We start from the raw sequence: 14,748 nt of genomic DNA on the forward strand, positions 1-14,748 counted from the left end.
TTTGATTTTACAACAATTGTAAAATAGCATTTGCTGAGGTTAATAAGTCGCTATAAAATCTTTTAAGCTCCACATTTTGGTAATAACGCGATACGATGAGGCCCTCCAATTTTTTGTCATCCAAAAACTTTTCCTTATCAAATTTCCGTATTGGTCTTGGGTCGTCACTATAGTAATTTTTGATAAAGTTCCACTCATTGTTTTTCTGATACACCCCTGCATAATTATCATTGATATGAGGCTCATATTTAGTTTGTAATTGCGTATTGCTTATAAGCTCACGTTCGCCTGTGCTTTCTATCAAAGCATAATAGTCTAAAATTGCGGTTTGAAGTTTGGTTTCTAAAAATGGAATTTCATTGGATTGGGTCATTGTCTCTATAGCATTGGTATTTGGCCTAAATTGATGTTCCAACAAAAGATTTGTTAGGTATTTGGTGGTGTGTTTATTGATTGGGAGAATAGTTTTCATCTGCATCATCAGAGAGTCTGAATAATTATAATTGTCCGTAATATTTTGCACCAAAACGTTCAATTGAGCCTTATCTTCATTCAGGTTCTGTTTAAGAATTTCTAGGTGCTTGTCCACCGAACCACTAACTTTTTTATTCTCATTCCAGTTATTAATTTGCAAGGCAATCAGTATTCCTATTACCACAAGAATGATTTCGCCAGTGGCATATTTAAAGTACTTCCCCATTTGGTTTTGGTTAATTAGTGAGCGACGAATATGTCTGAAGAATTTAATCATTGTTATTGCATTTATCTTGCAACAATTGCTTTATTTGGTCTACTTCACTTTCAATAAGTTCTAATAGTTGATGGCGTCTTCCGTTATCTGTACCTGTGATTAAGATAGCGTCGTATAAAATAGGCTTATAATCTTCAGAAATATACTCTGGTAGATCTTCTTTAATCTTTTCTCTTATAGCATCCGTAAAAACATCGTTATTGTATCTCGAAAATATGTTAACGTGATGAACACCCGCCTCAAACCAACTGTCGAGGGACTTTATGCGATCCACAGTAAAGTCCGAATTTATAATTATGGTTTCGGCATAACCAGCTACGTTAGTATAGTATGTATTAAGCGCTTCTGTAATCGCTTTATCTTGAATAATACTTAAATTTCCGCTAGATTTTATATCAGAATAAGTAGCGTTATTAGGCCTAAAAGTAGTTGTGACTCTTTGAAGTGCATTAATCCAGCTTTTGCCAAATACTTTTGCCTTTGGTTTCTCTTTTTGAATTTCTAGTATAGCTTCATAACTACCATTTTTACGCTCTTCATTTAAGGCCTTTAGTTGTAAAACTTGTTCTTTGTCTTGTTCTACATTTTCTAACAATAAGCAATAATACTTTTGTTCTTGGTCTCGCGATTTTCTATTCTCATTCCAGTTGTTAATCTGTAGTGCGATTAAAATACCGATGACCACCAAAATGATTTCGCCTATGGCATAGAGCAGGTATTTTGAAAACCTGTTTTCAGAGAGTAGTTTTTGACGAATCTTTCGAAAGAATTTAATCATTGATTAGCAGTACGTTTTCGTTTTTATTCTTCAATTTCTTGCGCTATGATGTCCAGTATGTTTAAGATTCTATTACGCAAGGTCTGCGATTGAATGTTTGTAACTTGATGCGTTGTGATTACCTGGCTCACAATGCCCTCAAATTCTACATCTGCAAGAACCTTTGTCAAATCCACACTTTTTCTTGTTGGCTTAATGGTGAATTTAGAGATTGATTTTTTGTCCAATGCTTCTGTGGGCGTGTAGCCATCTTTCCATAAGTTATTATTTACGTTCCTCGCAACACCCAATCGAAGGTAACACGGCATTAAAATCTCCGTTCGAAATTTTTGGTACTCCAACTCCATTTCTTGAACCTGAAAAACCTCAGAAGACCAATTTGATAAAAACCTCACCAAGGTGTCATTTTGTATAAGGCGAAGGTTTTCTGAACCAACGATATCGTTTTTTATGGGGTCAAAAGTCGGGTCCCTAAATATGATCCACAATGATTGATAAAATCCGTCTTGATTAATTGCCGAGGTGGGATTGTCTATTTGATTTAGTAAATTATTGCAGGCTTCCAGTGCCTGGTTGCGCATCAGTATTTTTTCATCAAGTTGCTTGAGGTTATTTTGATATTCACTGAACAATTGTTTTAAAATTAATTGCTCCTTGGCCAAATCTTTCTTGTTCTCATTCCAATTGTTAATCTGTAATGCTATGAGAATCCCGATGACCACCAAAACGATTTCGCCAATGGCATAGAGCAGGTACTTTGAGAAACGATTTTCTTCAAGCAGTTTTTGCCGGATATGGCGGAAGAATTTAATCATAAATGCATGGTTGGTCACTCTAAAGATATGACTTTATGAAGTTAATGGATTAAATAATGGGGTTGATAGTCTTGTCAACCCTCGGTTAGGAAAGCTAGGGATAATATTGTCAGCTCTCACTAAACCGAAGATGTAGGGATAGAGCTATTATGTTCTCGGTCTCTATTTTATTTATATAGTTTTTAAATTGGCCTTTTTAGGGAACCGTCTAGCAAAAACTTGATTACTTATGAGAGGGTGTCCCAAATGTGGTCTTTTTTAGTGTTCCCGTTAATTCACCTTTTATGGGACAATTATTGACACAAAAAAACTTGTAAAGGCTTTAACTAATATTTAGATTCAATTCAAAAATCAAATTAGTCGCTTTATTCATTTCTCTATCGATAACCTTGGAATAGATGAAGGTTTTTCACATTTAGTAATGCCTAAAATGCTTTGATATGGTGTAAATATCCGAACCATATTCAAGTTGAAACAAATAAAACATCCGTAATTAGCGGCGATTTTCATATCTTCCTTTCAGGAAAATAAAAGGTGAAAATTAGGTTTATATTTAAAAAACCGTCACTCAACCGTCACTTCAAAAAACACAAAACCCTGTTAATCAAATTATTAACAGGGTTTTAAAGTACTCGAGGTGGGAATCGAACCCACACTCCAAAGGAACTGGATTTTGAATCCAGCGCGTCTACCAGTTCCGCCACTCGAGCAATTATTTTTAATCGGACTGCAAAGCTAAAAAATAATTTCCGTTCGACCCTAAAATTCATACAATTATCCTTTAGCAACCCAGATTAATTTTTAAATTTGCACCTCCTTAAAAGAAATAGGCTTTAAAAAGCGCAACGCTAATTAATTATAATGTCTTATCAAGTTCCGGAACCTAAAATTTTTGCCTGTACCCAGAGTACTGCCCTAGGTGAGAAAATTGCCACCTCTTATGGAGCGAAATTAGGTAATATATTATTTTCGAGATATAGCGATGGGGAATACCAGCCATCATTTGAGGAATCTATCAGAGGAGCCAGAATTTTTTTAATCGGCTCTACCAACCCAAGCTCAGATAATCTAATGGAAATGTTGTTGATGATCGATGCTGCCAAACGTGCATCTGCAAGACATATTACAGCTGTTATTCCATATTTCGGGTGGGCAAGACAAGATAGAAAAGATAAGCCCAGGGTTCCTATTGCCGCAAAACTAATAGCTAAAATGTTGGAAACAGCAGGTGCAACCCGAATTATAACTATGGATTTGCACGCGGATCAAATTCAGGGCTTCTTTGAAAAACCTGTTGACCACTTGTTCGCTTCCACTTTATTTTTTCCTTATTTAAAAGAATTAAAATTAGATAATCTCTGTATTGCATCACCTGATATGGGCGGTTCAAAAAGAGCTTACTCTTATTCAAAAGCTTTAGAGTGTGATGTTGTTATCTGCTACAAGCAACGCGCTAAGGCCAATGTAATCTCCCACATGGAACTCATTGGTGATGTTCAAGGAAAAAATGTTGTGCTTGTTGATGATATGGTGGATACGGCAGGTACGCTTACCAAAGCTGCAGATTTGATGATGGAAAGGGGTGCACTAAGTGTTAGGGCAATTACAACTCATGGCCTGCTTTCGGGCAATGCTTATGAAAAAATAGAAAAATCACAGTTGAAGGAATTGATTATCACCGATTCCATTCCGATTGAAATAAAGAGTGATAAAGTAAAGGTATTGAGTTGTGCAGGCCTCTTCGCAGATGTGATGCACCGTGTTCACCATAACACCTCGATATCTTCAAAATTTTTAATGTAGCCTTCGACTACCTTAAGACCTTAAGCCTTATAATTCGAAATTGAATTTTAAACATTTTTAATATATATAATGAAGTCAATTACTATCAAAGGATCTCAAAGAGAAAGCGTGGGCAAGGTTTCTACCAAAGCTTTACGTAATGCTGGAAAGGTTCCTTGCGTACTGTACGGAGGGGATAAACCATTACACTTTTCAGCTGATGAATTATCATTCAAAAAATTAGTGTACACCCCTAACGCATATACCGCTGTAATTGAGTTAGAAGGTGGCGAAACTTTTAAAGCAGTTTTACAGGATATTCAATTTCATCCTGTAACGGATAAAATTTTGCATATCGATTTTTACCAATTGTTTGCTGACAAAGCCGTTACTATGAATATTCCTGTTCGTTTAGAAGGTAATTCGCCAGGTGTAAGAAACGGTGGTCGTTTATTATTTAGAAAAAGAAAACTTTCTATCAAGGCCTTACCAGACTTATTACCAGATTTCATCACTATTGATATTTCTAAACTTAAAATTGGAGGTACAATTGCCGTTGAAACTTTATTAAGTGACGATTTCACTATTCTTCACCCAGACAGTACTGCTGTCGTTCAAGTAAAAGCATCTCGTAATGCTGTTGAAGATGATGAGGATGAAGAAGAAGGAGAAGAAGGTGCCGAAGGCGCAGCAGATGGTGGTGATACCCCAGCTGAAGCTCCTGCAGCAGAAGGTGCAGAATAAACTAATTTTTATAAAAGCTAAAGCATCCATAATCGAGTTAAAAGCTTGATTTTTGGATGCTTTTGTATTTTTGGGCAAATACAACAAATATGTTCAAGTGGTTATTATCCATTTTTAAAACCGAAAATCAAATTCTAAGCGAAACCGATATTATGAAAAAGTTTTTAGTGGTTGGATTAGGAAATATTGGCGATAAGTATGAAAATACACGACATAATATTGGCTTTAAAATTTTGGACACACTAGCACAAAAGGAATACTTTGTCTTTGAGGATGCAAAACTTGGAGCAATCGCAACTTTTAAATATAAGGGCAGAAGCATATTATGCCTGAAACCATCAACATTTATGAATTTGAGCGGTAAAGCCATTAGATATTGGTTGGATAAAGAAAAAATTCCACTTCAAAACCTTCTGGTAATCACCGATGACATCAACTTACCCTTCGGTACGATAAGGGTGAAGACCAAAGGCAGCGATGGTGGGCATAATGGTTTAAAAGACACACAAAATATGTTGCAGACCACAAAATACAATCGTTTTCGATTCGGGGTAGGTGCAGATTTTGGTACAGGCAGACAGGTAGATTATGTACTTGGCGAATGGAATGAAGGTGAATCTAAAGCTCTTCAAGAAAGGCTTGAAAAATCATGCGATGTAATCAAGTCTTTTGTTTTTGGTGGTATTCAGAATACGATGAACCAGTTTAACGGTTCTTAAGACTACTACAAAACCTTAAAATCGTAAACTCCGGAATCTGATGTGCTTCCTGCGCTATCGGTTGTAACTACTCTCCAATAATAAGTAGTCCCCGAGCTCACTGTTGTTGTCACTTCCATTTCAGTAGCATCAGTACTTTCCAATAAGCTCGTAGGCGGATTTTCTTCAGAAAAATAGACCTCAAAACCTGAAATATCGTCTTCTACATCGGCTCCTATCCATTGAAGTACAACTTGATTTCCTTGATTAGCTTGTACTGTACTTCCGGATACGGGAGATACAATCTGCGCCGGAAATGGCGGATAACTTATTTGTGGACCCGCATTGTAGAACAACCAATTTTCACTAGCTGCCGTAATATCGGAGTCATTGTTTGATGAGGTCACCGTCCAAGAATAAGGTGCTCCTTTTTGAATTGACAAACTCGCCGATGTTGAGGCTGTAGTAATTGTTTGCGGCGTATTTGTATTCAGGTTTACAACACTTAAAGTATAAGTCTGCGTATTTGCCGAAGGCTGCCACTCAAAAGTCACTTGACTTAAGGTTTCATTAATGCTTATACCTGTATTGCACTCAGAATTTTCTAAAGGAAAAACGAGTAGCGCAGCTTCTGGAGACCTAGGAGCTCTGTCTTTTTTACACGCCACAAGCAGCAGTATCAATATAAAAGAAAAATACCTTATTCTCATTTTTTCAATACCTTAAATTCTTCTTTAAAATTAACTCCAGAAACTCTTAAAAAATAAATACCTGCCACATAGGGGCCAAATTCCATCTCAAGATTTGTTCCATTCAACACTTCATCACTTTCTTTTATCAAACGACCGTTACCATCAAATAGTTGTATGGTTACATTCCCCATTTCTTGATTTAAAAACACATTCAATGTTTCTTGAACTGGGTTCGGATATACTATTGGTATTGTTGCAACGAACAACGACTCTTTAAAACTACCTTGACAGGGAAGATTCGTGAATACTCGAAGTTCATTTATACCAGGTTGAAGATCGACGGTTAGTTCAGAGTTCTCGGTTTGCGTAACCACACCGTTTACCTCAACATTGAACAAGCTAGCCCCCTGAAGACGAACTACGGCTTGCAAAGCACCTTCTATAAGTTCTGCCGAAACCGCTAAAATTTCGGGTTCGTCAATCACGATATCAAAACATCGTTCTTCGTACGTGATTCCTGCATTTGTGCCCGTAATGCATAATCTATAATTACCCCCTAGTAGGTTGTCGAACAAAAATATATCGGTGAAGCTTCCATTAAAATTTCCGTTATCACCAACCAGAGTAGCAGTGTATGAAATGGCATCGTCAACTGCTTCGATTTCAATAGAACCATCATTATTATTACGGCAAGATTCGCTCTGTACTTTTACACTAAAATTATCCGCCGCAAATCTATGCACGGCGCAGCCGGTAACGTCAACTTCAACTCCTTTTGGCGTTCCTAAACACAAATCGTCTCCATCATCGAAAACACCATCTTCGTCATCGTCTGGCCTTAAGATACCTTCAACACAAAACGCCAATGAAAACGAATCTAAAGAACCTCCATCACCATTAGCGGTATCTTGAATTTCAAGTACCCAATCTCCAAGAGAAGATTCTCCATTAAATGAACTTAAAGAGCCCAAAGGCTGTATTGTACCATTTATTGCAGGAGTATTAGTTGAACAACTAAGTTCAACCCCTTCATCATCAAAAACTGCACTAATATTATTAAGGTTTCCACAATTTTTAGATAATAAGGTAATCGTTGTGCCCGAAGGTGATGTAAGTGTAATTATCAGGTCTTCTAAAAATGTATGTGAAATATCTAAATTGACATCTAAATCGGCAATGGGTAAATCTTGCAAAACACTTATTGTACTCGTAATAGTAGATGCATTACCAGCTGAAATTTCTACTGGAAAACCTCTACCATCTAGAGCTGTGCAGGTCACTGGAGATGTAGTAAAACTAAAAGGCGTTCCAAAAGTTCCCGTTCCACAGTCATTCTTAGGTCTTACCCTCCAAAAGTAGCTAGTTTCGGGGAGCAAATTGCCGGGCTGATACGATTCAAAACTTACCGTAGCACTTTCAATAAGTGTTGCAAAAGAAGCTTCTGTGGCAATTTCAATATCGTAAGCAGTATTGTTCAAATCGGCCTGCCATTGCAATTGTGGACTAATTCGGGTATTGGTCTCTAAATCACCTGGCGAAAGCAAGGTTACAGGGGTGAAACTTGTATTGTACACCTTAAGATTGATACTATTTTCAACCGTTAAACCTGCAGCCGCTCCCCGTATTGTTATTGGATAATCGCCAACGGCAACACTTCCTGTATTTGACAAGGTCAGTATTACATTGGTACCATTTATAGACGCACTAATTGCTGAGAAATTAACCGTTAATCCTGCAGGTGTATTTAGCGCACTAAAAGTAACTTCTTCATTAAAGCCGCTATAAGTTTCAAAGGTAAAAGGAACTAGTACATCATTCGGTTGGCACGTTTCAAAACTCAGCTCTTGAAAGTTCAAAACTACCTGAGATTCTTGAATGGTGAAGTTTGTGGAATTTACGGCCAAGAAAATATTATCTGAGGCTCTTACCATAATCCGCGTAGTTGTGCTCGCTTCTCCGGGCAATTGTACAACTGCATTACCAGTGTTTGGCACATCATCACCAATAAGAAAAGGAAAGGTGACCCCACCATCTGTAGAGAGTAAAATGTCGACGGCCTGTGTATTTATTGGCGTTTTATCGGTATTCGCAACATCCCATGTAATTTGCTGAATGCTACCAGCATCATAAACTTCATTTGTGGTTTGCGAAGTGACCAAAAAAGGACCAGCAGCATTTACGGTAGTAACTTTAGCCAATTCTGCTGTTACCTGCCCCCCTCCAGTAGCATTATCCCTGGCGGTAAATGCGAAATTAAAATCACGTTCTATTGTTGCGACCGTCTCCCAAGCCGAACTCTCTGCGGGATTAGTTTGAGTAAGATTTCCTTGAATTATTCGTGATAGCTTCGGAAAATACCTTTCAGGATTTGTTGTTGGTTTTTGAGACCTAAAGTTTGCTCCACTTGCGTTTTCAGGACCAAAAGTACTGGTTACCACTACCCCATCATCAATCTGCTCCCAAGTATAGGTTAAAACATCACCCGCATCTACGTCGGTGGCATTCGCCGTTAACACAAAGGCCGTACCCTTAGGAATGGTATAATCTGGAACCGGATCTATCGTCGGTGGTGAATTCGTTAAAGCTGCGGTCTGACCACAACTTGTAGTCTGTAAATAATTGGTGATTTGAACAATGCTGTTGTGATGAAAATAATCATCGCCATTAGGCGCTACATTATTACCTTCAACAATACCTGCATATCCCATAATAGTGGTTCCACTGGCAGGTTCGGCTTGTACTCCTGTATCCTCCGTCTCAAATGACCAAGTGTGGTTAGCTCCGAACTGGTGTCCAAGTTCGTGGGCTACAAAGTCGATATCAAATAAATCTCCTTCAGGGTCCGTACCAGATGAAAAAGCACTTCCTTTTCTATTATCTGAACATACAGAGCCAACAAAGCCTGCATTTCCGTTGTTGGACCCACGTTGAAAAACGTGCCCGACATCATAATTTTCCTCACCAATGGTAGCGGTCAAAGTGCTTTGCGCCTGTGCATTTAAATTTCCTGTGTAGGGGTCTGTATTAGCATCCGTAAAAATGACTTGGTCGTTATTCGCGACCAATTGCAAACGTACCCCTAAGTCCGTTTCAAAAACTTCGTTCACTCTCGTCAGCGTTGCGTTTATGGCCGCTAAGGCATCGGCAACCGTTCCGCCATGATATTGTGTGTATTCTCCAGTAGCCGAAACCGCAATCCGATATGTACGTAAGGTCTGGTCGTCGACGATAGCCTTTGAAATTGTAGATGCCGATAATTTTTGAAACCCCTCGGTATCACAACTAAAACCATCTTTAGCCGTTGCCCTGCTATTGCCCCTAAAAGCAATATACTTTTCAGAATTCTTTTTCTTTTCGATAAAAGTGGCTTTTTCATCATCCGATAAAGAAACTAACATTCCCTGCACTCCTTTTGGGGAAGAACTAAAGCGGATTTTATGCTTTTTATCTTCACTCCACCCCGTGTATGATTTAATTTGAGGGTATTTTGCTGCCAGAACAGGGTGAAAAATCGGGGTTTCCTCAACCATAAAACCAATTAGCTTTCCCGTAGCTTCAGGAAAATAAATCAATTCTTGGGTGCTTGTTTTTGCACCTTTGTCAAGTGCACTTTTAAAAATTGCTTCCTTTAAATCAAATTCAGAAACTTTACCTATTATTGAATTTGTTTGATTTTCTTCACTAGCCGCAAGAGGTTTCCAATAGGTATCTTGTGACCATCCGGAAAAGGCAACAAAAAATATGGATATTGATAAAACAAAATGTAATTTAGCTTTCATTCTAGGGGCATAAGCAGTTCATAAATTTAAGCCTTTTTATTTTTAGCATCCAAGTGGTAACAGTCCAAGGAATTTCTAAATTCAAAAATAAACTTCCCACAGCGATTACTATTGGCACTTTCGACGGAGTGCACATTGGTCATCGCCAAATACTCCAACGCCTCATAAATAATGCCAAAGAAGCCAATTTAAACTCGGTCTTGGTTACATTTTTTCCCCATCCTAGAATGGTGCTGCAAAAAGAGAGCAATATAAAGCTCTTAAATACTTTGGATGAAAAAATAGAAATACTGCGCGATTTAGGTCTAGATTATATCATCGTACATCCCTTCACAAAAGAGTTTTCGCGTTTATCGGCGATAGAATTCGTCAGGGATATTTTGGTAAACCAACTAAAGGCGAAAAAAATAATTATAGGGTATGACCATCGCTTCGGGAGAAACCGAAACGCTAATATCAACGACCTTATAACTTTCGGAAATACGTTGGACTTCGAGGTTGAAGAAATTTCAGCTCAAGAAGTAGATGAAGTTTCGGTGAGCTCTACCAAAATTCGTACGGCTCTTGAAGAAGCCGATATTACTACTGCCAATTCTTATTTAGGCTACGCCTTTATGCTTACAGGAACGGTTCAAAAAGGCAAAGGTTTGGGTAGGCAAATCGCTTTCCCTACCGCCAATCTAAAAATTGCCGAATCTTATAAGCTTATCCCTAAGAACGGGGTTTATGTTGTGCGAAGCAGAATTGATGAGAAAGTTTATCATGGCATGATGAACATTGGTTTTAACCCAACAGTCGAAGGCACTGAAAAAAGTATTGAAGTACACTTTTTCGACCTCGATCAAGACCTTTATGATAAAAAAATAAAGGTCGAACTTTTACACCATTTGCGTGACGAACATAAGTTTGATTCTGTAGAGGAACTCAAACTGCAACTATTAAAAGATAAGCAAGCCTCATTAGCCATAATTACGAATTAAGATGATCCAGCGATTTCTTTTTAAACGGATTGATAATGCGCAGCTTATTGTTTTTAGGGTTTTTTATGGGCTGTTGGTTTGCGCAGAGTGTTTTGGGGCCATTATTACAGGTTGGGTTCGAAAGACTTTTATAGAACCGCAATTCAACTTTTCATTTATAGGTTTTGAATGGTTACAACCCTTACCCGGTAATGGCATGTATGTTTACTTTATTATCATGGGTATTTGCGGCATTCTCATCACCGTAGGGTATAAATACCGCTATAGCGCGTTAACTTTTGCCTTTATGTGGGCCGGTGTTTACTTAATGCAGAAAACGTCATACAATAATCATTACTACTTACTCATGTTGCTGGCCTTTATCATGGCGTTTTTACCGGCAAATCGTAGCTTTTCTCTCGATGTTAAATTAAAACCAGCCCTCGAGTCTCAGAGCATGTTCAATTATGTGCGATGGCTAATTATTTTACAACTATTTATAGTCTACACCTATGCTTCTTTGGCCAAACTTTATGGCGATTGGTTCGACCTTAGCATTATAGAGATACTCATGGCAAGTAAAAAAGATTACCTGTTTATTGGTGAGTTTTTACAACAAAGATGGGTGCATAGGTCGATTGCCGTTTTTGGTATTCTCTTTGACATGCTCATAATTCCTGCGCTACTCTTTAAACCTACCAGAAAAATAGCTTTTGGTCTGTCTATCTTTTTTCACTTGTTCAATAGCTTTGTTTTTAGAATAGGTATTTTCCCCTACCTCTCCTTAGCCTTTTGTGTTTTCTTTTTTGATACTCAAACCATTAGAAACCTGTTTTTGACAAGAAAAAATATAGAAATAACCCAAAACAATAAAACACCGAGAAATCATAAATGGATTCTTGGGGCTTTAGCCATCTATTTTGTAGTACAACTTGCATTACCCCTACGCCATTATTTTTTTAAGGATAATGTGCTGTGGACCGAAGAAGGACATCGCCTAAGCTGGCGGATGATGTTACGAAGCAGGGTCGGTAGCATTCGTGTTTTTGTAGAAGACAAGACTACTGGCAAACGAGAACAGATAAAGTTAGATGATTATTTGACCAAGAAGCAAAAACGTAAAGTCGCTTGTTACCCCGATTTCGCTTGGCAATTTGCGCAACATCTTAAAAAGGAAAACGCCAAACAAGGCAAAGAAGTTGGTGTTTTTGTGATAAACAAAGTCAGAGTCAATAAGAGTAAGTATTATGAATTCATAGACCCCGATGTTGACTTAGCCAATATGCCATGGAAACATTTTTCGCATAACGAATGGATTTTACCGGCTAAAGAAGAATAATTTTCTTTCTAATCTTGGCTATTACTTTAAATTTGCTTCACTAAAATAAATTTCATGCTTCAGCTTCAACGTATAAGAGATAATAAGGATGCCATTATTGAAGCCTTAAAAAAACGGAATATCGATGCCGATGCCATGTTAAATGGTGTGCTTCATTTAGATGAAAAAAGACGGGCATTACAAACCGAATTGGATAATACCCTGGCAGAATCGAATTCACTTTCTAAAGAAATAGGAAATCTATTTAAAAGTGGAAAAGGAGCAGAAGCAAATGAACTTAAAGCAAAAACCACCACTTTAAAAGAAACTTCTAAAAAATTAGGGGAAGATTTAAACAACACAGCCGAAGAGCTTCAGAATCTGTTATACCAAATACCAAATGTGCCTCATGAATCTGTGCCAGCCGGTAGTACCGATGAAGATAACGAAGAGATTTTTCGAGAAGGCGAAATTCCAGAATTGATTGAGGGCTCCTTACCCCATTGGGAGTTGGCCAAAAAACATGACATCATAGATTTTGAATTGGGGGTAAAAGTAACAGGAGCAGGTTTCCCCGTTTATAAAGGAAAAGGGGCCCGGTTACAACGCGCTTTAATCTCCTATTTTTTAGATAAAAATACCGAAGCCGGTTATACCGAAATTCAAGTACCCCATTTAGTAAACGAAGCATCAGGTTATGGCACAGGGCAATTACCGGACAAAGAAGGGCAAATGTATCATATACAGGCCGATGACCTGTATCTTATACCTACCGCCGAAGTACCGGTGACCAATATCTTTAGAGATGATATTGTAAAAAAAGAAGATTTACCCATCACCTACACCGGTTACACGCCATGCTTTAGGCGCGAAGCTGGTAGTTATGGCGCCCATGTTAGGGGACTTAACAGATTGCACCAGTTTGATAAAGTAGAAATTGTTCGCGTGGAACACCCAGAAAATTCTAATGCCGCTTTAGACGGCATGATAGAGCATGTTAAAAACATATTACGTGAATTAGAATTACCTTATCGCATACTTCGGTTATGTGGCGGTGATTTAGGGTTTACTTCTGCCCTAACCTATGATTTTGAAGTATTTTCTACGGCACAAGACCGTTGGTTAGAAATTAGCTCGGTCTCTAATTTTGAGACCTACCAAGCTAATCGCTTAAAACTGCGTTTTAAGGATGAAAATGGTAAAAACCAGTTGGCACATACGCTAAACGGAAGTTCATTGGCATTACCACGTGTGCTTGCCGGTATTCTAGAAAACTACCAAACAAAAGATGGTATTAAAATACCCGAGGTTTTAGTACCCTATTGTGGGTTTGACAGTATTTGATTAAGCGTTTGTAAATGCATACTATTCGATTATTAAACGGTTATTTACTGTAACCAGCACTATTTAAAGTGTTTTTACTAAATTAAGCCTATAGTAGAAATATACTTACTAGTGACTATATACAATTGTTGGCGTTAATTTGAGAAATGAATAAAACCTTAAAAAACATATTAATTACAGTTGTAATAATAATTGGGATTATTTTTTCTTTTAAGGCCATAGCCATTGGAATTTCAGAATCTCTAAGCTCAGCTAGCAAATCGATAAGCAGCGCAATTGGAACGGATTGTGAAAAAAAACGGAATTGGACAATCGGAAATTACAAAATACAGGAAAATGAATGTATAGGTTTGGTTGGACCTCATTTTAGAAAATTTAACCTGTTTGAAAATGAAGAAATCATTGAAGAATATGTTTCAATGACCGATTCATGTACCGTTAATTTTCAAAAAAGGAATGACCTTATATTAAAGTTCAATCTTTGTTCTGAATCAATCACGGAATTGAATCCTCCAATAATTATTATGAGCTTATCTGACATTGATTCAATCCAAATAGAATCAGACTCACTTGGTAGAATAGGAATGCTGTCTTATGAACAGAGGAAAAGGTTTATAAAAGATTGGAATGAAAAGCGCGTAATAGGTTATTCTAGCCATCCTTTTGATTCGGCTTTTTCTAGCAACCCAGCTTATCATTCTTTCTTTTATCGCTTGATAGTTTTTTCAAATAATACTCAGAGTAGATTTTATGGTCGAGATAATAAAATATTGGATAGCCTGAATTGGGAATACCAAATAGGAATAAAAGAGCAGGATTATTTTAATAAGGAATTTATAAAATAAAAAACTACCGCCAACATTGGCTATAATCCATTGTTGCTTCTTTCTAAACAAAAAACATTACTTTTAAATGCATGATTCCGTTGCGGACAATTCCTGCGGAATTATCCGCAACGGAATCATAGGTACTGTGTCAAAAAACAAGTTTTTTCTTTAAAATATTAGGAAACAAGTTGAGTAATCAATTTGTTATCCCGCGCAGCAAGGGCTTCATGCTTTTGCTGCTTTTTTATTTCAAACTCGGCA

12 protein-coding genes and 1 tRNA gene are annotated in these 14,748 nt (G+C 37.6%); 7 read left to right on the forward strand and 6 right to left on the reverse strand.

The window, feature by feature from the left end; translation table 11 throughout:
• Positions 1-7 precede the first annotated feature (7 nt).
• The 4 genes from ACFSQJ_RS10690 to ACFSQJ_RS10705 all read right to left on the reverse strand — a co-directional run bounded on the left by ACFSQJ_RS10690 (position 8) and on the right by ACFSQJ_RS10705 (position 3,054).
• Positions 8-751 carry a DUF6090 family protein gene (locus tag ACFSQJ_RS10690; protein WP_377766937.1) on the reverse strand — a complete coding sequence of 248 codons (744 nt, stop codon included), beginning with the start codon at positions 749-751 and terminating at the stop codon, positions 8-10.
• Positions 744-1,529, reverse strand: a complete 786-nt coding sequence (locus ACFSQJ_RS10695; protein ID WP_377766938.1) for a DUF6090 family protein — start codon at positions 1,527-1,529, stop codon at positions 744-746. Before ACFSQJ_RS10695 ends, ACFSQJ_RS10690 begins: the two co-directional genes overlap by 8 nt.
• Before the next feature lie 23 nt (positions 1,530-1,552).
• Positions 1,553-2,344, reverse strand: coding sequence for a DUF6090 family protein (locus tag ACFSQJ_RS10700; protein WP_377766939.1), 792 nt, complete (start codon positions 2,342-2,344; stop codon positions 1,553-1,555).
• Between the two features lie 629 nt (positions 2,345-2,973).
• Positions 2,974-3,054, reverse strand: a tRNA-Leu gene (locus tag ACFSQJ_RS10705).
• A 151-nt stretch (positions 3,055-3,205) separates the two neighbouring features.
• Here ACFSQJ_RS10705 and ACFSQJ_RS10710 point away from each other — a divergent pair.
• From ACFSQJ_RS10710 to pth, 3 genes are all read left to right on the forward strand, one after another.
• A complete protein-coding gene (locus ACFSQJ_RS10710) occupies positions 3,206-4,147 on the forward strand; it encodes a ribose-phosphate pyrophosphokinase (RefSeq protein ID WP_377766940.1) in 942 nt (313 codons plus the stop codon).
• A gap of 69 nt (positions 4,148-4,216) precedes the next feature.
• Positions 4,217-4,870 carry a 50S ribosomal protein L25/general stress protein Ctc gene (locus ACFSQJ_RS10715; RefSeq protein WP_377766941.1) on the forward strand — a complete coding sequence of 218 codons (654 nt, stop codon included), beginning with the start codon at positions 4,217-4,219 and terminating at the stop codon, positions 4,868-4,870.
• A gap of 89 nt (positions 4,871-4,959) precedes the next feature.
• Positions 4,960-5,589, forward strand: coding sequence for an aminoacyl-tRNA hydrolase (gene pth / locus ACFSQJ_RS10720; RefSeq protein WP_377766942.1), 630 nt, complete (start codon positions 4,960-4,962; stop codon positions 5,587-5,589).
• A gap of 5 nt (positions 5,590-5,594) precedes the next feature.
• Here pth and ACFSQJ_RS10725 read toward each other — a convergent pair whose 3' ends face one another.
• A complete protein-coding gene (locus tag ACFSQJ_RS10725; protein ID WP_377766943.1) occupies positions 5,595-6,278 on the reverse strand; it encodes a fibronectin type III domain-containing protein in 684 nt (227 codons plus the stop codon).
• On the reverse strand, positions 6,275-10,039 hold the full coding sequence (locus ACFSQJ_RS10730; protein ID WP_377766944.1) for a reprolysin-like metallopeptidase: 3,765 nt from the start codon (positions 10,037-10,039) through the stop codon (positions 6,275-6,277). Before ACFSQJ_RS10730 ends, ACFSQJ_RS10725 begins: the two co-directional genes overlap by 4 nt.
• 53 nt (positions 10,040-10,092) lie before the next feature.
• Between ACFSQJ_RS10730 and ACFSQJ_RS10735 the strand changes: the two genes are divergently transcribed.
• The 4 genes from ACFSQJ_RS10735 (at position 10,093) to ACFSQJ_RS10750 (ending at position 14,505) form a co-directional block, all read left to right on the forward strand.
• Positions 10,093-11,019 carry a bifunctional riboflavin kinase/FAD synthetase gene (locus tag ACFSQJ_RS10735; RefSeq protein WP_377766945.1) on the forward strand — a complete coding sequence of 309 codons (927 nt, stop codon included), beginning with the start codon at positions 10,093-10,095 and terminating at the stop codon, positions 11,017-11,019.
• Between the two features lies 1 nt (position 11,020).
• Positions 11,021-12,337 (forward strand): HTTM domain-containing protein, encoded by a 1,317-nt coding sequence (locus ACFSQJ_RS10740; protein ID WP_377766946.1) that lies wholly within the window; start codon positions 11,021-11,023, stop codon positions 12,335-12,337.
• A gap of 54 nt (positions 12,338-12,391) precedes the next feature.
• Positions 12,392-13,660, forward strand: coding sequence for a serine--tRNA ligase (serS, locus tag ACFSQJ_RS10745; RefSeq protein WP_377766947.1), 1,269 nt, complete (start codon positions 12,392-12,394; stop codon positions 13,658-13,660).
• Between the two features lie 146 nt (positions 13,661-13,806).
• Positions 13,807-14,505: a hypothetical protein gene (locus ACFSQJ_RS10750; protein ID WP_377766948.1), complete on the forward strand. Its 699-nt coding sequence runs from the start codon at positions 13,807-13,809 to the stop codon at positions 14,503-14,505.
• Positions 14,506-14,748: the final 243 nt, after the last annotated feature.

The sequence above is a fragment of the Croceitalea marina genome (genome assembly GCF_042684265.1).
Classification (GTDB): Bacteria; Bacteroidota; Bacteroidia; order Flavobacteriales; family Flavobacteriaceae; genus Croceitalea; species Croceitalea marina.